Annotated in this window: 20 protein-coding genes and 1 tRNA gene; 5 read left to right on the top strand and 16 right to left on the bottom strand. The window is 57.4% G+C overall.

Annotated elements, in window-relative coordinates:
* Positions 1-34: 34 nt before the first annotated feature.
* The 6 genes from PL640_RS08390 to pcsA form a co-directional block, all read right to left on the bottom strand.
* Positions 35-769 carry a FadR/GntR family transcriptional regulator gene (locus PL640_RS08390; RefSeq protein WP_142840659.1) on the bottom strand — a complete coding sequence of 245 codons (735 nt, stop codon included), beginning with the start codon at positions 767-769 and terminating at the stop codon, positions 35-37.
* Positions 770-981: 212 nt separating this feature from the next.
* Positions 982-2,055, bottom strand: coding sequence for a BMP family ABC transporter substrate-binding protein (locus tag PL640_RS08395; protein WP_142840078.1), 1,074 nt, complete (start codon positions 2,053-2,055; stop codon positions 982-984).
* Between the two features lie 38 nt (positions 2,056-2,093).
* A complete protein-coding gene (locus PL640_RS08400; RefSeq protein ID WP_052819852.1) occupies positions 2,094-3,014 on the bottom strand; it encodes an ABC transporter permease in 921 nt (306 codons plus the stop codon).
* Positions 3,014-4,105, bottom strand: a complete 1,092-nt coding sequence (locus PL640_RS08405; RefSeq protein WP_110756991.1) for an ABC transporter permease — start codon at positions 4,103-4,105, stop codon at positions 3,014-3,016. The genes PL640_RS08400 and PL640_RS08405 overlap by 1 nt, the downstream gene beginning before the upstream one ends.
* The gene (locus PL640_RS08410) at positions 4,095-5,654 is read right to left on the bottom strand and encodes an ABC transporter ATP-binding protein (RefSeq protein WP_271361476.1); all 1,560 of its coding nucleotides are present in this window, start codon (positions 5,652-5,654) and stop codon (positions 4,095-4,097) included. The genes PL640_RS08405 and PL640_RS08410 overlap by 11 nt, the downstream gene beginning before the upstream one ends.
* Positions 5,655-5,865: 211 nt before the next feature.
* Positions 5,866-6,591 carry a phosphatidylcholine synthase gene (pcsA, locus tag PL640_RS08415; protein ID WP_174031711.1) on the bottom strand — a complete coding sequence of 242 codons (726 nt, stop codon included), beginning with the start codon at positions 6,589-6,591 and terminating at the stop codon, positions 5,866-5,868.
* 209 nt (positions 6,592-6,800) lie between these two features.
* Between pcsA and PL640_RS08420 the strand changes: the two genes are divergently transcribed.
* Positions 6,801-8,009, top strand: a complete 1,209-nt coding sequence (locus tag PL640_RS08420; RefSeq protein WP_271361395.1) for a UbiH/UbiF family hydroxylase — start codon at positions 6,801-6,803, stop codon at positions 8,007-8,009.
* Here the strand turns inward: PL640_RS08420 and PL640_RS08425 are convergent.
* Complete coding sequence (locus tag PL640_RS08425) at positions 7,993-8,931, bottom strand: AEC family transporter (protein ID WP_271361396.1); 939 nt, start codon at positions 8,929-8,931, stop codon at positions 7,993-7,995. The genes PL640_RS08420 and PL640_RS08425 overlap by 17 nt on opposite strands.
* Positions 8,932-9,060: 129 nt before the next feature.
* The gene (locus PL640_RS08430; protein WP_271361397.1) at positions 9,061-9,807 is read right to left on the bottom strand and encodes a cytochrome c biogenesis CcdA family protein; all 747 of its coding nucleotides are present in this window, start codon (positions 9,805-9,807) and stop codon (positions 9,061-9,063) included.
* A gap of 281 nt (positions 9,808-10,088) precedes the next feature.
* Between PL640_RS08430 and PL640_RS08435 the strand changes: the two genes are divergently transcribed.
* The 3 genes from PL640_RS08435 (at position 10,089) to mobQ (ending at position 12,663) form a co-directional block, all read left to right on the top strand.
* Positions 10,089-10,164, top strand: a tRNA-Lys gene (locus PL640_RS08435).
* A gap of 86 nt (positions 10,165-10,250) precedes the next feature.
* Positions 10,251-11,414, top strand: coding sequence for a tyrosine-type recombinase/integrase (locus PL640_RS08440; RefSeq protein WP_271361399.1), 1,164 nt, complete (start codon positions 10,251-10,253; stop codon positions 11,412-11,414).
* Positions 11,415-11,604: 190 nt separating this feature from the next.
* Positions 11,605-12,663 carry a MobQ family relaxase gene (gene mobQ / locus PL640_RS08445; RefSeq protein WP_271361400.1) on the top strand — a complete coding sequence of 353 codons (1,059 nt, stop codon included), beginning with the start codon at positions 11,605-11,607 and terminating at the stop codon, positions 12,661-12,663.
* A 32-nt stretch (positions 12,664-12,695) separates the two neighbouring features.
* Here mobQ and PL640_RS08450 read toward each other — a convergent pair whose 3' ends face one another.
* The 8 genes from PL640_RS08450 to PL640_RS08485 all read right to left on the bottom strand — a co-directional run bounded on the left by PL640_RS08450 (position 12,696) and on the right by PL640_RS08485 (position 19,824).
* Positions 12,696-13,685 carry a restriction endonuclease gene (locus PL640_RS08450; protein ID WP_271361401.1) on the bottom strand — a complete coding sequence of 330 codons (990 nt, stop codon included), beginning with the start codon at positions 13,683-13,685 and terminating at the stop codon, positions 12,696-12,698.
* 84 nt (positions 13,686-13,769) lie between these two features.
* Positions 13,770-14,060 carry a hypothetical protein gene (locus PL640_RS08455; protein WP_271361402.1) on the bottom strand — a complete coding sequence of 97 codons (291 nt, stop codon included), beginning with the start codon at positions 14,058-14,060 and terminating at the stop codon, positions 13,770-13,772.
* Between the two features lie 22 nt (positions 14,061-14,082).
* Positions 14,083-14,751 carry a hypothetical protein gene (locus PL640_RS08460; protein WP_271361403.1) on the bottom strand — a complete coding sequence of 223 codons (669 nt, stop codon included), beginning with the start codon at positions 14,749-14,751 and terminating at the stop codon, positions 14,083-14,085.
* 157 nt (positions 14,752-14,908) lie between these two features.
* Positions 14,909-15,820 carry a M48 family metalloprotease gene (locus PL640_RS08465; protein WP_271361404.1) on the bottom strand — a complete coding sequence of 304 codons (912 nt, stop codon included), beginning with the start codon at positions 15,818-15,820 and terminating at the stop codon, positions 14,909-14,911.
* A complete protein-coding gene (locus tag PL640_RS08470; protein ID WP_271361405.1) occupies positions 15,795-17,510 on the bottom strand; it encodes a type IV secretory system conjugative DNA transfer family protein in 1,716 nt (571 codons plus the stop codon). Before PL640_RS08470 ends, PL640_RS08465 begins: the two co-directional genes overlap by 26 nt.
* 39 nt (positions 17,511-17,549) lie before the next feature.
* Positions 17,550-18,194, bottom strand: coding sequence for a hypothetical protein (locus PL640_RS08475; RefSeq protein ID WP_271361406.1), 645 nt, complete (start codon positions 18,192-18,194; stop codon positions 17,550-17,552).
* A gap of 455 nt (positions 18,195-18,649) precedes the next feature.
* Positions 18,650-18,952, bottom strand: coding sequence for a hypothetical protein (locus PL640_RS08480; RefSeq protein WP_271361407.1), 303 nt, complete (start codon positions 18,950-18,952; stop codon positions 18,650-18,652).
* Positions 18,949-19,824, bottom strand: a complete 876-nt coding sequence (locus PL640_RS08485) for a phage integrase N-terminal domain-containing protein (RefSeq protein WP_271361408.1) — start codon at positions 19,822-19,824, stop codon at positions 18,949-18,951. The genes PL640_RS08480 and PL640_RS08485 overlap by 4 nt, the downstream gene beginning before the upstream one ends.
* A gap of 174 nt (positions 19,825-19,998) precedes the next feature.
* Here PL640_RS08485 and PL640_RS08490 point away from each other — a divergent pair, with 174 nt between their 5' ends.
* Positions 19,999-20,145 (top strand): hypothetical protein, encoded by a 147-nt coding sequence (locus PL640_RS08490; protein ID WP_271361410.1) that lies wholly within the window; start codon positions 19,999-20,001, stop codon positions 20,143-20,145.
* Positions 20,146-20,714 lie beyond the last annotated feature (569 nt).

Raw genomic sequence — 20,714 nt, forward strand, 5'->3', positions numbered from 1 at the left:
CAAACGTGATCAGCGGCGGGAAGAAGTGATTTATTCAGCGCGGGTGACGGGCGGTGAATTGCAGGACCTGCTGACGACCATTTTCAATCAGCCTGCCCATTTCGCGGCGCGCCGCGGCCTCATCACGCAGACGAAACGCCTCGACAAGCCTCAAGTGAGAGGCGGACACGTCGGAAATCTCGTTGGGATCGGCTTCCGGATTGCTCATCCGGAAAATGCCCGCCAGCGCCGCCTTGATCAGCGAACCGACGGTGCGCATGAACGGATTGCCGGACATTTCGGTGATGAGCACATGGAAATTCATATCCGCCAGCGCCCGTTTTTCCTTGGAATAAGCCGTATTGCCCATCTCGTTGGCGTAAGCAGCGAGCTTGGCGATATCGGCGTCTTTTGCCCTGAGCGCGGCAAGCCCCGCGCCATAGGGTTCGAAAGCCTGACGGATATCATAGAGATGCAGCAGGAACTCGTCGCTGACACCTGCCTCGAAGTGCCAGAGAAGCACTTCGCTGTCGAACATGTTCCAGCTTTCGCGCTCCGTCACCCTTGTGCCGATGCGCGCCTTAGGGGAAATCATGCCCTTGGCGGTCAGCGTTTTCATTGCTTCGCGCAGCACCGTGCGAGATACTTTCAGCCGCTCCATCAGCTCGGCATCCCCAGGCAATATCTCACCCGTCCTGAAAGTACCGGAGACGATATCGAGACCGAGCTTGTGAACGACCTGTGCATGATTTGTCCGCAGCTTTCGAAAACCAATCGCCGCATCGAGCATTCCGCGCTGCAAGTGCCATGTCCTTCCGTTCGGTTGGCGACCTTAAAAAAATCGCGCCAGACGTGTGTATCTCAAGTCAGATTATAGTGAAAAACATCAAGTCGCATGAAAAGCAAAGGTAAACTGCATCCATGCAGTAAAACGCATGAAAATAAGCAAGGCCGCACATTTCTCATGTGCGGCCTTGCTTCAGTAGCGATAGATAATCCGCATTATTGCGGCAGCTTGTCGTCCACGCCGGCAACGTAGAAGTTGAGGCCGAGCAGAACCTTGTCCTCAGCCTTTTCGCCAGCCTTCAGCCATTCCGAGCCGTCCTGCTTCTTCACCGGGCCGGTGAAGGGATGCAGCTCGCCCGACTTGATCTTGGCTTCGGTTTCCTCAGCCATCTTCTTCACGTCGTCAGGCATGTTGGTGTAGGGCGCCATGGTCAGGATACCGTCCTTCAGGCCATCCCAGATGGATTCAGACTTCCAGGTGCCGTCAAGCAAAGCCTGCGTGCGCTTGATGTAATAAGCACCCCAGGTGTCCTTGATGGCGGTGAGCTGGGTCTGCGGACCGGCGGCGATCATGTCGGAAGCCTGACCGAAGGCCTTGATGCCACGCTCGGCGGCAACCTGCATCGGAGCCGTCGTGTCGGTGTGCTGCGTCAGGATATCAACGCCCTGGTCGATCAGCGCCTTGGCGGCATCGGCTTCCTTGCCGGGGTCGAACCAGGTATTCGCCCAGACGACCTTGAGCTTGAAGTCCGGGTTGACCGACTGTGCGCCGAGCACGAAGGCGTCAATGCCCATCACCACTTCCGGGATCGGGAAGGACGCGATGTAGCCGGCGAGACCCTTCTTCGACATCTTCGCGGCGATCTGGCCCTGAATGTAACGGCCTTCATAGAAGCGCGCATTATAGGTTGCGACGTTTTCAGCGGTCTTGAAGCCGGTGGCGTGCTCGAACTTCACCTTGGGGAACTTCTGGGCAACCTTCACGGTCGCATCCATGAAGCCGAAGGAGGTGGTGAACACCAGTTCGCAGCCGGAACGGGCCATACGCTCGATGGCGCGTTCGGCATCCGGGCCTTCCGGAACGCTTTCAAGGAACGGCGTTTCGATCTTGTCGCCGAAGTGCTTTTGCAGCTCTTCGCGGCCGATTTCATGCGCCTGTGTCCAGCCGCCATCGGTGCGGCTGCCGACATAGATGAAGCAGACCTTCTTGGCGTCGGCGGCTTCCGCCGAGGAAACGACGCCGCCGAGCGCCGCGACGGACGCGGCAAGTGCGATGACCAGTTTTTTCATTTTTACCCCTGTTGGTTTGGAGACTTGAGGATTCTTCTTCACCTGTCCGGCACGAAGGATTTGCCCAAAGATGCCGGTGTGTTGATCAAGGTCGTGCGGCGATTATGCGAGATGATGACCAGCACGACAATAGTTGCGAGATAAGGCATCGCCGAAAGCAGCTGCGACGGCACGCCGATGCCGAAGGCCTGCGCATGCAACTGGCCGATGGTGACGGCGCCGAACAGATAACCGCCCGCCAGCAGGCGCCATGGACGCCAGGAGGCGAAGACGACAAGCGCCAGCGCAATCCAGCCGCGCCCGGCCGACATGTTTTCCACCCATTGCGGCGTATAGACCAGCGACAGCTGTGCGCCCGCAAGGCCGGCGCAGGCGCCGCCGAACATGACCGCCAGATACCGCGTGCGGATGACGTTGATGCCAAGCGCATGGGCCGAGGCGTGATTGTCACCGATGGCACGGATTTTCAGGCCCGTGCGGCTTTTGAACAGGAACCAGCTGATGCCGAACACCAGCGCGATGGACATGTAGAAGATCAGGTCCTGCCGGAACAGCAGCGGACCAAAAAACGGAATCTCCGACAAGACAGGAAAGACGATCGGCTGCAGCTTGATACCAGGCAGGCCGACGAAACTCTCGCCCAGCATGCCGGAGACGCCGAGGCCGAGAATGGTAAGCGCAAGACCCGTTGCCACCTGATTGGTGACAAGCGTCAGCGTCAGGAAGCCGAAGAGCAGCGAAAACACCGCGCCCGAGGCAATGCCGGCCAGAATGCCGAGATAGGGTGAACCCGTCATATGCGTGGCGGCGAAAGCACAGACCGCGCCCATGATCATCATGCCCTCAACGCCGAGATTGAGCACGCCTGAACGTTCCGCCACAAGCTCGCCCGAAGCGGCGATGACAAGCGGGGTGGCAGCGGTGATGACGGTGAGAAGAATGGCCTGAAGCATATCCATCATGCCGCTCCTTCTTTACGATGTGTCTTGCCGGCAAAGACCACCCGGATGCGATAGAAGATCAACGTATCGCAGGACAATACGAAGAACAGCATCAGCCCCTGAAATACCCGTGTCACCTTGTCGGAGACACCAATCGAAAGCTGCGCCGCCTCGCCACCGAGATAGGTCAGCGCCAGCACCAGCCCGGAAAGGATGATGCCAAGCGGATTGAGGCGGCCGAGAAAGGCGACGATGATGGCGGTGAAACCATAACCCGGCGATATGCTGGGCTGGAGATGGCCGATGGAACCGGAAGCTTCCGAAATGCCCGCAAGCCCGGCCAGTGCACCCGATAACAGCAGCGAAAACCACACCATACGGCTGGAGGAAAAACCGGCAAAACGCCCTGCCCGCGCCGATTGGCCAAGTACGGTAACTTCAAAGCCCTTGAGCATGTAGCGCATCATGAACCACAGCGCGATGGCTGCGACGATGGCGAACACGAAACCCCAATGCGCCCGGCCCGAGGCCAGCATTTCCGGCAGCACGGCGCTGTCGTTGAAGGGCTTGGTCTGCGGGAAATTGTAGCCGCCGGGATCGCGCCAGATGCCACGCGTCAGCCAGTCGAGGAAAAGCTGCGCGACATAGACCAGCATCAGGCTGACGAGGATTTCATTGGTGTTGAACTTCGTTTTCAACAGCGCCGGAATACCGGCATAAAGCGCGCCGCCGACAGCGCCCATCACCATCATCAGCGGCAGGATGAGCGGCGAGTGCCAGTCCGGATAAAGCACCGGCAGGATGGAACCGGTAATCGCGCCGATGGTGAATTGCCCCTCCGCGCCGATATTCCAGTTATTGGAGCGATAACAGATCGACAGGCCGACGCCGATCAGGATCAGCGGCGCAGCCTTGATCGCCAGCTCATGCAGCGACCAGACCTCCAGCAGCGGCTCGACGAAAAAGGCGTAAAGCGCATGGGCCGGATTTTTACCGAGCATGGCGAACATGACAGCGCCGACAAGCAGCGTCAGCACCAGCGCCAGAAGCGGCGAAAGCAGGGTGAAAAGCTTCGAGACCCCCGCGCGTTTTTCAAGCTCAATGCGCATGCTGGGCGGCTCCCGAATGTGACGTGTGAATGCCGCCCATCAAAAGGCCGATCTTTTCAAGCGTCATCTCTTCCACCGGATGGGCATCGGAGAGCTTGCCATCGGAAATGACCGCGATATTGGTGGCGACCTCGAAGATTTCATCGAGATCCTGGCTGATGACGATGACGGCCGAGCCAGCCTTGGCAAGATCGACCAGCGCCTGGCGGATACGGCTTGCGGCACCCGCATCCACCCCCCAGGTCGGCTGATTGACAACAAGCACCGCCGGCTGACGGTCAAGCTCGCGCCCAACGATAAACTTCTGGAGATTGCCGCCGGAAAGCGATCCCGCCAGCGGATCTGCACCGCTCTTGCGCACATCCATGGTTTCCGAAATACGCCGTGCCGCCGCCCGGATGGCCGAGCCGCGGATGATACGCAGGAAACCGCCGGTCAGAAACGCCTTGCGGTCGGAACGCGCCCGCGCCAGCAACAGATTGTCGGAAAGGCTCATGCCGGGAACCGCAGCGTGACCGTGGCGCTCCTCCGGCACGAAACCGGCACCCATCAGCCGCCGGCCATTGATGCCGATGCGGCCAACCGGCTTGCCACGCAGATGGATGGCGTCATTATTATAAACGGGATATTCGCCCGAAAGTGCATCGAACAGCTCGCCCTGCCCGTTGCCGGCCACACCGGCAATCGCCAGCACTTCACCGGCGCGCACATTCATTGAAATCGATTTCAAGGCCACGGCAAAAGGCGTGCGCGGCGCAACCGAAAGCGCCATGACCTCGATCTGCGGCGCGCCAAGCGCTTCGCCCGTCGCCCGCGAAACGCTTGCGACATCGCTGCCAACCATCATGCGCGCCAGCGATGCCGGCGTTTCCTTGCGCGGATCACACGCCCCCGTCACCTTGCCGTGGCGCAGGACGGTGGCGCGATCACAGATGCGCTGCACCTCTTCGAGGCGATGGCTGATATAAAGCACCGAGCGCCCTTCGGCCTTCAGCTTCTCCAGCGTCTCGAACAGCTTGTCGGCCTCCTGCGGCGTTAAAACCGAGGTCGGCTCGTCGAGAATGATCAGACGCGGGTTCTGCAACAAAGCGCGGACGATCTCGATGCGCTGGCGCTCACCGACCGAAAGATCGGCCACATGCGCATTGGGATCAAGCGGCAGGCCATAGGCCCGCGACAACGTTTCCGCCTCTTTGGCAATTTCCTTCAGCGAAATTTTCGGGTCGAGCGACAGGGCAATGTTTTCAGCGACCGTCAGCGCCTCGAACAGCGAGAAATGCTGGAACACCATGCCGATACCGAGCTTGCGGGCCTCGCTGGGCGAGCCCACGGAAACCGGCTGGCCCTGCCAGATGATGTCGCCTTCCGTCGGCGCAAGGACGCCGAACAGCATCTTGACCAGCGTCGACTTGCCGGCACCGTTTTCACCCAGAAGCGCATGGATTTCGCCCGGCGCAATATCGAGATCGATACCGTTGCAGGCGGCGAAATTGCCGAACAGCTTTGTCAGCTTGCGAACCGACAGGAGAGGCGTGGCCTCTGGCGCCAGATTTCCAGTCACTGATCCCCTCTTTCACCGGCTGTCCACGCTTTCTTCGAAGCATTTCAACAACAGTGGTCATTGTTCCCAATCCGGCGGCAATGCGTATGCAATGCTACGGGACCATGATTTATTGATAACCGTTTTGCTGCTGCGCACAACAGAAAAAGAAACTGCTTAAATGCAATTTGCACAAGCAATAAACGGCTTTAGATTTTTCTTACTTCGCGCCGAGCGAGGGGAAGAACTGCAAGATTCCACCGATGCAATAAAGATAGATGCCGCTCACAACGAATGCGATCACCGCCCATGTCGGCGTTTCGAAATGCGCCAGCAGCGCATAACCGCCAAGCGCGCACCAGACGAACACGACGGCCAGATTGAGCGGACGCAACCTCTTCACCCGTACCGGATGCAGGAAGTTGATCGGCAGGAATGTCAGGAAAACCGAAACGGTGACGACGGTCATGGCCGTGGTTGCGCTCGCATCCATGACGAACAGCGTGAAAACCACCATGTTCCACACGACCGGAAAGCCAGAGAAGAAATATTCATCCGTCTTCATGCCCATATCGGCATAATAAATGGCACTCGAGACCACGATCATGCCTGCGGCCACAAAGGACAGCGGCTCGCCGATCATGCCGCTCTGGTAAAGCGCAAAGGCGGGCAACAGCACATAGGTGACGTAGTCGATGATATTGTCGAGCGTATCGCCGGACCAGTTGGGCAGAACTTCCTTCACCCGTACCTTGCGGGCGATGGGTCCGTCGATACCGTCGACCAGAAGCGCAAGCCCCAGCCACCAGAACATATCGACGAAACGATGCTCGGCAGCGGCGACGACGCCGAGAAAAGCCAGGAACGAACCGGACGCCGTGAGCATATGCACGGAAAAGGCGCGGATTTCCGCGTAGGGAACACGCTTGTAGTTGAAAATTTTCATGGTCAGCGTCTGCGCCCCGCTTTTCATCCGCCCTGTTCATTCCGGTATGCGGCCATTCACCACGCTTTGCAACCGGCTCAATCCGCTTATCCTAAGACTAATATAGTGGCGCAACCAACGAATGTTTGCGCCCGGATGTTCCGGCGTCCAAGTGGATTTACCTGCGCAAAGCCTCTATGATGCTCTGGAAATAACAACGGATCAGGACCATGAGACACTTCGATATCGCCATCACCGGTGCGGGACTTGCGGGCCAGATCGCCGCGATAGCACTCGCCCGGGCCGGCCGCCACGTGGCGCTCGTTGCTCCTTCAAGCGAGAAGAAGGACCAGCGCACCACGGCGCTGATGGACCAGTCGATCCGTTTCATGGATCGTCTCGGCCTGTGGTCACGCATCGCGCCTGCCGCCGCACGTCTTTCCACCATGCAGATCATCGACGGCACCGACCGCCTGCTGCGCGCGCCGACGGTGCAGTTCCGCTCCTCCGAAATCGGGCTTGATGCTTTCGGCTGGAATATTCCCAATGAGGCGCTGCTCGGTGTTCTCTCGGAAGCAGTCGAACAGGAACACAATATTACCCGTCTCGACACTTTCGCCGAAACGATCGACATCGGTAACGATCGCATAACGGTGGCGCTGGCGAATGGCGAAACGCTATCGGCCGATTTTCTGATCGGCGCCGATGGCAGGAAATCGATGGTGCGGGACGCGGCCGGTATCGGTGTCAAATCCTGGTCATACCCGCAGACCGCCATCGTCCTGAACTTTGGCCATAGTCGGCCGCACGGCAATGTCTCGACGGAATTCCACACGCCCACCGGGCCTTTCACCCAGGTTCCCCTGCCCGGCAACCGTTCCAGCCTCGTCTGGGTCGTCACGCCACAGCAGGCCGAGGAACTGACGGCGCTGCCGCTGGAAGCCTTGAGCCTGAAGGTCGAGGAACGCATGCAATCCATGCTTGGTGCGGTTACCGTCGAAAATAGTGTGCAGGCATGGCCGCTGTCTTCCATGACGGCGCACCGCTTCGGCAAGGGCCGCGTGGCGCTGATCGGCGAGGCCGCGCATGGTTTTCCGCCCATCGGCGCGCAGGGACTGAACCTCAGCCTGCGCGACATCATCGTGCTGACGGAACTGCTGGGCGCCGTCTCCGACCGGCCGATCGCGGCGGATGCCGGCAGCAGCTTCGACCGCAAACGGCGGGCGGATGTTTATAGCCGCACCCTGAGCGTCGATCTCCTGAACCGCTCGCTGCTTTCGGATTTCCTGCCGGTGCAGATGGTGCGCGCGGCGGGCCTGCATGTGCTCTCCGGCATCGGCACGCTCAGAAGCATGGTCATGCGCGAAGGCATCGAGCCGGGCCGTGGGCTGAAGGCCCTGCCCTCGCTGCTGTTCGGCAGCTTCAAAAAGGCTGGATGAAATACACCACGCCGGTCAGCGTGAAGACCGACAGCACCGTCGAAATCAGGATCGTCGCCGACGCCCGCTCCTGCCAGACATGATATTGCTGGCCGATGACGAAGACATTCGTCGCGGTCGGCAGCGCCGCCAATAGCACGGCGGAATAAATCCACACCGGTTCGAACCGCCCGAGCGACGACAGGACGAGATAAGCGGCAAGCGGATGCAATATCAGCTTGGCCGGCACGATATAGCTGATCTCCACCGGCACCCGCTTCATGGGCCGCAGCGCCAGCGTCACGCCCATGGCAAACAGCGCGCAGGGAGCTGCCGATTGCGCCAGATAATCCACCAGCCGCTGCACCGCCTCCGGAGGCTGCCATGACAGCGAAGCGGCGAGAAATCCGGCAATCACCGAGACGATGAACGGGTGAGTGATGACCTTGCGCGCCACATCCAGCGCAAGCCTTCCAGCCGAGCGCTTGTCGCCGCCCGCAACCGCCATCATCGCCGGTGCGACGATGAAATGCGCGGCGTTTTCAAGGCAGACGATCAGCGCCACCGGCACCGCCGCCTTTTCGCCAAGCGCCAGAAGCGCAAGCCCTGGCCCCATGTAACCAATATTGCCGTAACTTGCCGCGAAACTCTGGATCGTGGTTTCGGCGAGGCTGTTCTTGCGGACAAACCGGCCGATCAGGAACACCAGCAGAAAAATGCCATAGGTGCAGGCAAGGCTGGCGGCAACGAAATCCATCCGCGCCAGCTCTTCCACCGGCGTTTTCGACACCAGCTTGAAAAACAGCGCCGGTAAGGCCGCATAGATGATGAAGGTGTTCAGCCAGCCCATCGCCTCGACCGGCTGCCTGGTGATGCGCGCCGCACCGTAACCGATGAAGATCAGGCCGAAAAACGGCAACAGCAGTCCAACGATATCAGCCACGGTCGTTCCTCAACAGCATTTCCAGTAAAAGTGCGTAGCGGTTTTACGTCCGGAAAATGCGTAAAACAAAGAGGCAGAGCGTTTTCGCGTTTCGGGGAAAAACGGAAATGCTCCAAGTCCGCGAGAGGCTTAGCCGATTTTCATCAGGATCGGAAAGGTCTCCTGGAACCAGATCGCCACATTGGTGATAAAACCGGACATGAAAGCGATACCGGTAAGCACCAGAAGCACACCCATCACCTTTTCGACGAGACCGAGATGGCGGCGGAAGCGCACGAGGAAACGCATGAAGGAACCGGAAAACGCCGCTGCAATCCAGAACGGCACCGCAAGACCAAGCGAATAGACGGCAAGCAGCATCGCGCCGTCGCCAACCGTCTCACGCGAGGCGGCAACCCCGAGAATGGCCCCCAGAACCGGACCGATGCAGGGTGTCCAGCCGAAGGCGAAGGCAAGGCCCATGATATAGGCACCGGAAAGCGTTGCCGGTTTGCCCGCCCCCTGAAACCGCGCCTCGCGCGAAAACAGGCCGATGCGGAAGACGCCGAGAAAATTCAGGCCCATGAGGATAATGATGAAACCACCGATCTTGGCGAGAATATCGAGGTTCTGGCGCAGCAAGGTGCCGATCGTCGAGGCACCTGCCCCGAGCGCCACAAAAACAGTGGCAAAACCGAGGGTGAAGAAGAAAGCCGAAAACATCACGGCCCTGCGAATCTCCGGCCGCGGCGCCGTCTCCTCCGTCCTGAACTGCTCGACGGAAACACCGGCCATATAACAGAGATAGGGTGGCACCAGCGGCAGCACACAGGGTGACAGAAACGAAAGAGCGCCGGCCAGGAGCGCGGTGAACAGGGAAATATCGGCAATCGACAAGAGGAACTCCGCATCCCGCAAAGCCGCCGCGATTTTGAAGATTCGCCGGCACTTCACGCTTCATTTTCGCGCATGTCATTGCTGCAAAACGATTTCACCCGTTTGCCCGACACGCCTGAAGCCGGTTTTATCCCCAGCCGCCCCCTCTCTCCAATCACCTTTTTGGGGGTGCGACAAAAAAAACCAGATTGATTGTCGAAAGCGCTTTTTTTGGGTTGACCGAACGGATCGCTCTACATATGTTCCGCGCACTTCCGAAGGGCAAATCAGCCCCGACACGGGAGAGCGTAGCTCAGCCGGTAGAGCAACTGACTTTTAATCAGTAGGTCCAGGGTTCGAATCCCTGCGCTCTCACCATAAAAATCAAACACTTAGCATTGAAACCAGCCTAATTTCAGCTAGAATCACCCTCACACATGTCTCGCACAGTTTGAGAGGGTGAAATGGCCTCGCATACCGTCTTTGGCGACAAGGTCCGCGTCTACCGCCGGGCCAATAGCACGCTCTGGCAATGCTCCACCTACCTTGAGGGCAAGGAGTGGCGCGTCAGCACAAAAACCGATGTTTTGGCGCTCGCCAAAGAGTTTGCTGAAGACTGGTATCTGGAGCTTCGCGGTAAGAGCCGTATCGGCCAGTTGAAAACCGAGCGCACCTTTGCCGACGCCGCCAAACAGTTCCTTCAGGAATATGTCCCCCTCACCAACGGCGAGCGCAATCCGCGCTACGTGAAGGACCACGAGGCGCGAATCAACAACCACCTCCTTCCCTACTTCGGCAAGATGGCGCTTAGTGCCGTCACAGCGGGCAAGGTGCAGGAATTCCGCGTCATGCGGCTCCAGCCGCACTCCGAGACCGGCAAGGTGCCCACACGTAGCACCCTCCACCACGAGACCGTCACCCTGCGACAGGTCATGAAGACCGCCCTACGCCATGGCTGGATCAGCCACTTGCCGGACTTCTCCGCGCCCTACAAGGCGTCGGGAAAGATCACGCACCGGGCATGGTTCTCTCCCGAGGAATACAAACAGCTCTACACCTACACCCGTGAGCGCGCCAAATCCGCTGTTGGGCTTAACTGGCACTACGCCGCCGAGCAGTTCCATGACTACATCCTCTTCATGGCCAACACCGGCTTGCGGCCCGACGAGGCCAACCGGCTTGAGTACCGCGACGTGACCATTGAGAAGGACGAGGAGAGCGACGAGCGCATCCTCTTGATCGAGGTACGCGGCAAACGGGGCTTCGGCTACTGCAAGAGCACCACGGGAGCTGTGCACCCGTTTGATAGGCTGGTGAAGCGAAATAACCCAAAGCCGACCGATCTGGTGTTCCCGCAGGACCATAAGAAGCAGTTCAACCGTGCCATGACTGATTGCGGGTTCAAGACTGACCGTGAAGGTAACAAGCGTTCGGCTTACAGCCTGCGCCATACCTATATCTGCCTGCGCCTGCTGGAAGGTGCCGACATCTATCAGATCGCCAAGAACTGCCGGACGAGCGTAGAGATGATTGAGAAGCACTACGCCGTGCATCTCAAGAACACGCTGGATGCCAAGGCCATCAACGTGAAGAAAAAGGTGAAGAAGGTCGTGGCCGCTGAAGCCTAGCCCATCTTGAACATTCGTGGTCGGCATGTATCAATGCGTAACAGCGCACCTACGCATCGCCCAATGTGTACGCATTGAAGCGGAGGCGATGCTCTGCACGGTTTTCTAACCAGCCGCGCGGGCGTCTGGAGAAAACCGGCAGGTGCGCCAGGGGACACCCCTGAACCCCGTCCGTGCCGGAGCAAGGTGAATGGCTATCTATCACCTGAACGTCAAGAACATCAGCCGGGGCGACGGGCGCTCCGTTGTCGCTGCTGCCGCGTATCGTGCGGGTGAGGTTCTACCGAACGATGCCGAGGAAAAGCTGTCAGATTTCGGCGGGCGACGGGATGTGATTGCCTGCGGCATTCGCCTGCCAGCCGGTGCGCCGGACTGGATGGCCGACCGCACCACTCTGTGGAATGCGGTCGAGCTGGCCGAAAAGCGTCAGGACGCACGGCTCGCCAAAGAGATCGAGTTCGCCCTGCCCCGCGAACTGTCACGCACCGCGTGGCTGACCGTTGCCCACGCCATGGCCGACGCCTACACGGCGCAGGGCTTTGTGGCTGACTTTGCCATCCACGACGATGGCACCCAGCATAATCCGCACGTCCATATCCTGCTGACCACGCGCGTCATCACGCCAGAGGGGTTTGGCCCGAAAATCCGCAGTGCCGATGGGCGACAGTTTATCAGCGAGGCGCGACTAACCTGGGAGCGTATTGCCAACGCCGCCTTGAAGACGGCGGGCGTGGCCGCCGCCGTCGACAGCCGCAGCTATGCAAAACGCAAACTTGACCGAACACCCGGCCAGCATCGTGGACCGGACAAAGAGGAACGGCGCTCGCGCAGGCAGCGCCAGCGCAAGAGGGAGCAGACTATGCAGCGTGACCCTGAGGATGATTACCCCGTACCCGACCCGGATGGGTCGCCCATCGCCCCGAGTGAACTACATGCCGCCGAACGGCGCATGCTGGACGAAGTCCATAGGGAGGAACCTCCCGCCTTTCAAGAGCCGAACGGCGATCCTGCTGCCGCACGGCAGGAGATTGAGCGGCAAAACAGCCGCGAGATGAGCGACCTTGACGCCGCCGCTTACCGGCTAGCACCGGAAGATATGCTGGACTGGTTGAGTGCGCCTCTACCAGTCCAGGAAGACGCGGTTCTGGAGCATTCGGAAAACCATCTCGACTGGCTTGAGAGAGATGATTTTAAGACGGCGCGCGACGATGAACCGGATAGATCTCTCAGACCAGAACGTGATCGCTAGAAGCATAGTACAGGAAATTCCTGCAAATTGCCCTACGGATGCTTCGCTGAAAGAAAATCAGGTAACGAATGCGGTTGAATATCAAATACATATTGAACGACCTTGAGATCGAGAGCCTTCAACACCACGGCGCGGAAATTCTCAATTGTATTAAGCTTTTCTTTGCGGGCTTCGCGACGCCATGACATCTTCTGACCCTCAGGTTTCTGCCAATCCAGCAATCGAACCAGCGCACCGTGTGCGAACTGCATGCCGTCTCCCGAAGCCGTATTGCGCACCCAAACATGATCGTCGTGATGGCTTTCGTGTGTGTCCAGATCCCACGTCGTGAACAGCGACTGGACGTCCGAGGATACCTTCGTGAGCCTTTCTCCGGTTTGAGAGGTAAACACGACTTCAGATACCCGCATTTTCCAGGTTTCTTGCTTCTCGCCATCGCTTTCATCTACCGCGACGAGTTTCTCCTTGTTAAATTTGAGATGTATTCCCGCACCAGCACCAATCCTGTAAGCAATGTCGCCTGCGAGTACACTCAACAGGTTCTCCTTCATGGCCGCATCAAATCGAATATTGAAATTAGCTTTGGCCTTTTTCATGTGCCGCGCTTCGAACAATATCCACAGGGAGTGAAACTTCCATGCGATAAGCAGGGGGGCACCGATCATATTGGCGTAATTTTGTAGCTTTTCGAAGTAGTCAGGCCGAAATGAGAGCGTCTGGCTCGCCTTGCTTTTCACTTCGATCAAGACAGGCCGCTCGTCGTTTTGCGTGGCAAAATGCGCTATCATATCGGGAACCTGATAGTGCTGTCGCGACGCCCTTGGCATCTGGTGCTGATCAAGCTTGTGGATGAGATCACATTTCCCCAACCACGAGCACAATACCGCAAACTCATCCTCGACAGGCAGGCCAATATCCAGTCGCCGTACCCGCTCGGCTACCTCTCTCGCGTTAGCTTCCCAGCCAAGCTCTTCGAGAGTATCGTGGATCAGTCTTTCCAGATCGTCAGGTTTGTCGGTCATTATTCCCTCGGTATTCCTTCGATAACGACGCCAACGAATTTGCGCAGGCGACCGTATTTTGCCACCAGCTGATGCCTCTCATGACTACTTCATCGGTATGTCGCGAAGCGTCTTGGCTTCGTAAAGTTGTGTGCGTTTGACGGCCTCAGCACTAACTTCCTTGAATGTCTCAAACGCTTTTTCGCCGTAAACCTGCTTGAAAATCCAGGGGTCTTTCGCGGTTACTACCTCGTAGAACTCCGATACCTCGGCATAGGAATCATCGGTTAATTCGCACATTGCAATCATGTCATCAACCGGATCAACATCTGCGCGGTAAGCGACTTGCGCGACCCAGACCGTGTAGGACAGGCATTTGAGCCTTGCGTCATCCATGGCATATGCGCCAGTCGCAAAACTAACGACAGCTATCAGCGCCAATAAAGGTATTACACATTTCCGTCGCCAATATTGACCTCTTGTTGGCCTCTTCAAGATAGGTATCCGCGCGGTTGTTGACATTGCTATTTCTCTCTTGTGTTGCCTTATCAAACGCAGAACCAATGGCAGCGTCAGCTGCTCCACCGAGCGGCGTTGCTCTACCGAGGACTGTCGTGATCCCACCAACGGCCGCATCATCGAGCGTGTCGCCAAGACGGTTTTCCAGTTCTCTTAGTCGCTGACTTTCGTGCTCTTGAAGGACTCGAATTCGTTCTTCGGAAGTCAGACTGTCGTCCTCAGCCGATTTGCATTTTATCAGTCTGACTGGCTGATTTATGTTGTTCCCGCCAATATCGCTCTTGTTTACTTTAACAAAAATAGATTCTGGCGCGGATACAGCAATGCCGCTCAAGGTAACGACTTTATAAAGAACCTTCTTTCCGTGACCGTCGTCTGAATATAGTTCGTATTTTTTATCGAAAACCACTCTGAATTTATCGATACTCGATATGATTACATCACCTGTGTCTTTTATATCTACCCCGTGAATCCATTCACCGATCCAATCTCTCAGAACAGTTTCGAGGGACGCGGTCCAGTCCTCCTCTTCAATTGAATAAGAACAACCGCCTTCGTCGGAAACCATCGTAACAATTCTGTAGACGGCGTCAGAGGCGAAGGCTGGTGATGAGAGAACCGTGGCGAAGGAAAAAAGGAAACTGCACACATGTTTAATTCGCAAAACCGTCTCCGTTGGCTAATCGGGTTGCTTGATTACTAAGAACGTCGGTTGAGATCACTTTCTATCGTCGTGCGTACGCAATATCTTCCGCCTTCGGCAAAACCGTCGCCGCATGGGTCTCGGGGCTGAGCTGCCGGACGGGAATCCTACGCAGATACGTTTCCCGCTGAAGAGCCCCTCGCCGCTCCTCTAGGGTCGGATGTGTCGATAGCAGCGAACCTGCGGCTAGCCCCCGGCACATCAGGCGGGCGTGGCTGCGCTCGAAATCACTTAACTCCGGACCGTTATGAAGCTTGTCCAGCGCCGCAATCATGTCGTCCTTGCTGGTAAGCGCCGCGCCGACTGCATCGGCCCAGTATTCGCGGTTGCGGGACAGACGCAGGACAAACAGTTCCGATACCCATGTCAGAAGCCAACGGCCCCAGCGTTGAAGGGTATCTGAAAACCCGAGATACCATACCAAAGAGTTCTGAAACGAGCGGGTCAGCCCCAAGCGGCGCATGTCGTTATTCGCAACATGGCCAAGCTCGTGGCCGATAATGGCGTCCACCTCCGCCTCGGTCAGGTGATCGAGCAGCGGCTGGCCGATGACCACCATTGCGCTGTCGGCGCTGGAGCCGATAGCGTACGCATTATTATGGGGCATGACACCGACCCATGGCCGGGTGCGCAGTCCGAGTCTTGCCGCAAGTGCGTGGACGCGTTGCGCGAGAGGATCGCCCTCTTTCAGGAGGGTGATGCCGTGGTCCCGGAGGGCGTTTTCACGCTGACGGCCCAGACCAACGAGCCCCCAGACCGTGCCCCAGAGCGGCACGGCAAGAAAACCGCCAAAGGCGCTGCCAGCAGCTACGCCGAAGCCGATCCCCACCGGCGCGGATATCAGACTCCCCCACGCCAGACCGGCCCAGCTGCCGGCGACGAGGCCCAGCCAGGTCGGGAGTGTACTGTTATGAAGTGCTTTCACCTGTGTCATGGCTGTGTCCCCCTGCCATCATGCCGACCCTTTGCCTGCAATTCTCGCTTTTCTCGTGAACGACGAGCTGCGTCTTGAACGGGCGGGTGCCCGCGATGTCCGTTATACCGTAACGCCAGCCGTCGCCCTGCCAGCCGCCGAGCAATTCCTGAACCTCGTCCGGCATGAGCAGCGGGCGGCCGAGAAACTGGATGGTTTCCGTCATGGAGAAGCCGGTATTGGTCGAGGAACCGCCGTCCCAGCCGGTAACGTGCGACGACACATGCGCGCTGGAACTGACGTTGCGGATGGCGTGAGTCTTGTGACCGAGATAGCCACCGATCATTCGCGCCGTGTCGTCGTCGTTGATGCCAAAGAACTGCTTGACCGCACAGTTGAGGAACGGTCGCCAGCTATTGCCGGGGTAATGTTCCTCTATGGAGTGAATGTCCTGAAAGAAAAACCAAAGCCGGATGCCCGCACCTGCGTGGGTTCGGATCGCATCGCGATATTCGGGAAACGGGCCGATGTTCAAAAACTCGTCCAGCACGAACAGCACCGGAATTTCGGGTATGTTGCGATTTGCCAGCATGGCGTCCAGTGCGGTCTTGAGGACTACGCGCAGCCAGCCTGAAAATGTCTTCATCATATCGAACGGCATTTCGATATAGACCGTGGCTGTCTGGTCTTTCAGGCTTTCAAAGCTGAAATCGCAGCCGCTGACGCTGCGCTGGATATCTGCGTCTTTCCATTCGTAAAGCTTACTTGTGAGGGTTTCCTGCAAAACCTTGAGGCTGCGGTGCGGGTCTTTTTCAAGAACGGCGCGGGCGGCATCCGCCGATGGCGGGAAGGCCTCCATCTGTCGGGCAACGCTGAGCAATCTGGCACCCTTGAGCATGGCCATCTGGCACACCGTGGCCAATGTCCGACGATGGGGTGGAGCCTTATAGCGGACGTACATGATGACAGCCGTCATGAATCCCACCGCATCGTCGGCAAAGAAGGACGCTGATTTTGGATCGCGGGGAAACATCTGTTGTGCAATGGCACGCGCATCAGCTTCGCGCCGTACGCGGCTTACGGGATCGAAGCGGTGAATTGGCTTGCCGGAACCTTCGTCCAGCGGTGCTATGCGGTAGACTGGGCCGAGCGTACTGCGCCACTGCGAGGTCGTCTCAAATAGCTCGCCTTTCGGGTCAATCACAATACAACTGCCCTGATAGCGCAGAAGATTAGGAATGATAGTCGTCAGCCCTTTGCCGGTACGCGTTGGCGCAATCGTCAGCAGATGGCCGTCTCCGTCCCAGTGGACATACCCGGCGGGTTTGGTCTGGCCTTCATCGTTAAAACTACCGAGCAGGAGGGAGCGGGGATCGTTAAAGGCATCTTTGGCGCGCAAGTAGCGTTTAAGGTCTGTCGAGGTGGGCCAGCGGGCAGAACCATAAAGTGGCGGAGGGTTGGCAAGCTGGCGCTCTCGCTCCTGACGGGCTTCAAGGTCACGTTTGGCCCGCTCGATGATGGGTTGTGGGTTGCGTCCGTCACGAATGGCGGCTTCCACCGCGTCGGCAACTTCGGGACCGTAGAGTTCTTCGACCTGCTGCCTTGCCGAGCGGGCTTTGAGGTTGCGGCTCGCATTGAAGCCGAACTTGGTTAGCTTCCACGCCCATGAGGCATCCCGTGACCAATTGCCGAATGGATCGAATTTGCTCATGTGACTGCCCCCAGCCGAAATCAGGCACGCATAACAACCCTAAATGGACATTTCACTGGACCGGTCTGGCTCGATGCCGTTCGTTGATGAGCCATTGTAAAGTCTATCTAGTTTTATCAATTGAACTCTGAGGCGCTCTTCTTCCGGATCATTCCCATATGCCGCAATTAAAAACTTACGCCAATAACCAATCGCTTCACTAAATTCAGCACATGCATGTTCGAAATAAATCTGATTGGTTTCCTGAATATAGCTCAGCCTTACAAAGAAATGAGCTACAGTTGATATGCATATCCAATCCTCTATGCGTTCTTTCGTAAAAAGACTTGTTCTAATTTGCTCAAATTTTCCTAAAAACTCTACCTCGAATATCAAGGCCGCACGATTGCGAGCTTCGACAAATGGTTTTGAATTCCATTCATGCGACAGCTCTGTCAAACGCGACTGCAAAACGTAGCGCTCCTGAATCAGATTGTTTTTCTCGTTTGTATGCTCGATATGATTCAATGCTCTTCTTGACAGCCTTAAATTGGAAACCGTGAGAATTATACCAATAAAAAGAGATACTACAGCGATCCCCTGCCCAATATAATAAGCAACCTCCCACCAATCTTTCGATATTCCAAAATATAGATTGATAATTTCCTGTCTATTACTTATATTATCAATAGATTCAGCGTTCATGACTCATTCCTAACAGAGGCAGAGTCGCGAACGACTCTGAAAACACCATGTTCTCTTTTTACATCACTTCAATATTAGTCGCCTTCACATTATTCCTCGGTTTTATGGCCTACGAGGGCTATCAGCTATGGTGTGATTATCGCGAATAAAGCAAAGAGATAGCCTTCAAATCGAAGGCTGTTTTTTTTCGTAAGAAACTAAGTATATCCCTATGTGTAGTTGTAAGCGTCAATCAATGACCCTTCCTTTGGAGGCAGGGTAGTGGCGACCCTGAAACATAATGTTTTACAGCATCTCAGCAGCACCAATTGGTTCGATATTAATTGTCACATACCTCATTACCTGCTTGGGTTTTACTCTAAGAGAAGGCTATCTTCTTTGGATTGAATCTTTCAAGTGAACAAAACGAGAAACGCCCTCATTTATTGAGGGCGTTTATATTTTCTCGCTAAAGTTTACCAAGAAATCACCAACTCGGGATGCTCCGTCACAATCGACGGCCTGAACGCATCCTGTTCGAGAAAACGCGGCCGCCACGTATAGGTGAATTGTTCTTGATCCAGCCAAGCTTCGAGCGCGCGGGCAGCGGCTGTCCCAGATAGATCGAATGGAAGCTCCTGGACAATCCGATACTGTCGATGGCCTTCGAACGCCACGGCGTCGATAGCCGTGGCGATTGTGGCAGGATTGAATAGCTTTTTGGCATACTTGGCACGATAGCTGACTGCCATCATACAGTTGCCTTCGGCCCGCTTCACTGGAAGGCACTCCCCAGATAGATATCGGTGATCTTGAGGCGGCCATGCCCGAGCTCAGCGGAAACCTGTCGTCGTGCGGCGCGATCGCTCTCGCGTTCTTTTTGCGTCATCGTCGCCCAGTCCTTACCGCCGTTAAGCGGGCAGGCCTGGCCGGTCAGGACTTTGTAGCGGTTCTGGGCATAGGCATGACGGTAGCCGTGCGTATTACGCAGGTTGACCTTAAGGGTCTGGTATTCGAACCGCTTGAGGTGTTCAACGTAGCTGAGCTGCGCGGGGATCAGCGAGCCGCGACCGGGCACGAGTTTCATGACATGTTGGAGGACGTGACGTTGCTCCAGGGTCGTGATCGGCACCGTGCGTGCCCTGCCGCCTTTGGTCCAGCTTGCTTGCAGCGTGATATGGTCACCACGTATCGCGGCCTGCGGCTGGAATTTCATCGCTTCTTCGCGGCGTAGGCCGAAGGCCGCTTGCAGCAGCAGCGAGGCTTGGATGTAGGGGCATTCAACGCCTTTGAACTTGGCAGGGTCGAGGGTCTGGGCGCGGTTGCGGGTCACTTCGCCCCGTTCAGCCACCCCATAGGCGGCGTTGTCACGGTTGACCACGTTAGCCTTATTGGCCTTCTCTGCCCACCAACGCAGCCAGGTCAGCCGGTTGCGGATGCTGGCGTCCGTGGTGTCGGTGTCGAGCCACTTTTCAACCAGTGCTTCAATATGTTTGGGTTTGAGTGAAGCAGCGGACGGCAATTTATAGCCGAGGTCGCTGAGATCGTTGGCCATTGCGGTCAGGCCGCGTTTGCGGTTGGTCTGCGTGCCGAACGAGCCGTCTTTGTTACGTTGCGTCAGGCGCACGAGATCCATGGTCAGGTTGTCCATCAAAGTCTCCTTCCTAGTGAGGTCGGTGAGTGTTGATGGCTGATGGCCTGTCCTTGGATCAGGTCACCCCGCGAAGGTCATTCGCGGCGAGCGCCGGAATGCGTCAGTCAGTGGTCCTTTCGTGGTAAAAGCCTCCCGAACCAGCCGGGTGGCTGGTCTGTGTGGTGTGCCCTGTTGGGCACCGGCACGGGTTCGGGTGAGGAACAGGTGTCGGGAACGGATGCCGCTGCGGCGGCGCGCGAATATATGAAGCAGGCATGGAAGCCCTCCTTTGGCTGGGAAAACGGTGAGGAAGATGGATCAGCGTTAGGCGTGATCTGACGGGATAATGAACGCCGCCGGTTCATAATTTCCAGCGTCCTGCGCTGAAAATGATCAGCGAAGCGGAGCGCCAAGCGCGCTGTCATTGCGGTGTCATGTGGCATCCTTTGCGGGCAAGTAGCTGCGGCTCTGGGTTTGGTGGCGGTCCGTCACTCCCTAATAAATAAGGGAGTGACGGACCGCCGTCGCCCGCACGGTCGGATGTTACACATCCGACCTGTCCCGCGTTCTCGCTCCGCCCGGCGGGATCGTGCCCCGAGAAAGGTCAGCAGACGATGGCACCCTGCCCTGTCTCCGCCAACCCGCAAGCCGTGTGCCGCCGCAAGCGGTCTCCCGAGCACAGGCTGGCGGAACGCCGGATACGACAGGGCTCTCGGGGCCATATGTTGACCCTTCTCAAGTGGCACATCCTGCCCCTGCTCCGCTCACGCGGGAGCGCGGGCGACGGAGGCCCAGTGCGGAGCCTTCGGCGTCATCTCGTTGCTGATAATGTTGGACGTGGCGTGTGCGTCGGTGCTCGTTGGCACGGTCACGCCCGCGACCGGCAGAGGTCGTGGTTAGGCTCTGCG

It is taken from the genome of Agrobacterium sp. ST15.16.024, assembly GCF_027956545.1.
GTDB lineage: Bacteria > Pseudomonadota > Alphaproteobacteria > Rhizobiales > Rhizobiaceae > Agrobacterium > Agrobacterium cucumeris.

Excerpts from the sequence above, each read along its gene's own strand:
- PL640_RS08390 (WP_142840659.1), bottom strand. The coding sequence starts at position 769 with ATGCTCGATGCGGCGATTGGTTTTCGAAAGCTGCGGACAAATCATGCA.
- PL640_RS08395 (WP_142840078.1), bottom strand. The coding sequence starts at position 2,055 with ATGAAAAAACTGGTCATCGCACTTGCCGCGTCCGTCGCGGCGCTCGGC.
- PL640_RS08400 (WP_052819852.1), bottom strand. The coding sequence starts at position 3,014 with ATGGATATGCTTCAGGCCATTCTTCTCACCGTCATCACCGCTGCCACC.
- PL640_RS08405 (WP_110756991.1), bottom strand. The coding sequence starts at position 4,105 with ATGCGCATTGAGCTTGAAAAACGCGCGGGGGTCTCGAAGCTTTTCACC.
- pcsA (WP_174031711.1), bottom strand. The coding sequence starts at position 6,591 with ATGAAAATTTTCAACTACAAGCGTGTTCCCTACGCGGAAATCCGCGCC.
- PL640_RS08420 (WP_271361395.1), top strand. The coding sequence starts at position 6,801 with ATGAGACACTTCGATATCGCCATCACCGGTGCGGGACTTGCGGGCCAG.
- PL640_RS08440 (WP_271361399.1), top strand. The coding sequence starts at position 10,251 with ATGGCCTCGCATACCGTCTTTGGCGACAAGGTCCGCGTCTACCGCCGG.
- mobQ (WP_271361400.1), top strand. The coding sequence starts at position 11,605 with ATGGCTATCTATCACCTGAACGTCAAGAACATCAGCCGGGGCGACGGG.
- PL640_RS08450 (WP_271361401.1), bottom strand. The coding sequence starts at position 13,685 with ATGACCGACAAACCTGACGATCTGGAAAGACTGATCCACGATACTCTC.
- PL640_RS08455 (WP_271361402.1), bottom strand. The coding sequence starts at position 14,060 with ATGGATGACGCAAGGCTCAAATGCCTGTCCTACACGGTCTGGGTCGCG.
- PL640_RS08460 (WP_271361403.1), bottom strand. The coding sequence starts at position 14,751 with ATGGTTTCCGACGAAGGCGGTTGTTCTTATTCAATTGAAGAGGAGGAC.
- PL640_RS08465 (WP_271361404.1), bottom strand. The coding sequence starts at position 15,820 with ATGACACAGGTGAAAGCACTTCATAACAGTACACTCCCGACCTGGCTG.
- PL640_RS08470 (WP_271361405.1), bottom strand. The coding sequence starts at position 17,510 with ATGAGCAAATTCGATCCATTCGGCAATTGGTCACGGGATGCCTCATGG.
- PL640_RS08475 (WP_271361406.1), bottom strand. The coding sequence starts at position 18,194 with ATGAACGCTGAATCTATTGATAATATAAGTAATAGACAGGAAATTATC.
- PL640_RS08485 (WP_271361408.1), bottom strand. The coding sequence starts at position 19,824 with ATGGACAACCTGACCATGGATCTCGTGCGCCTGACGCAACGTAACAAA.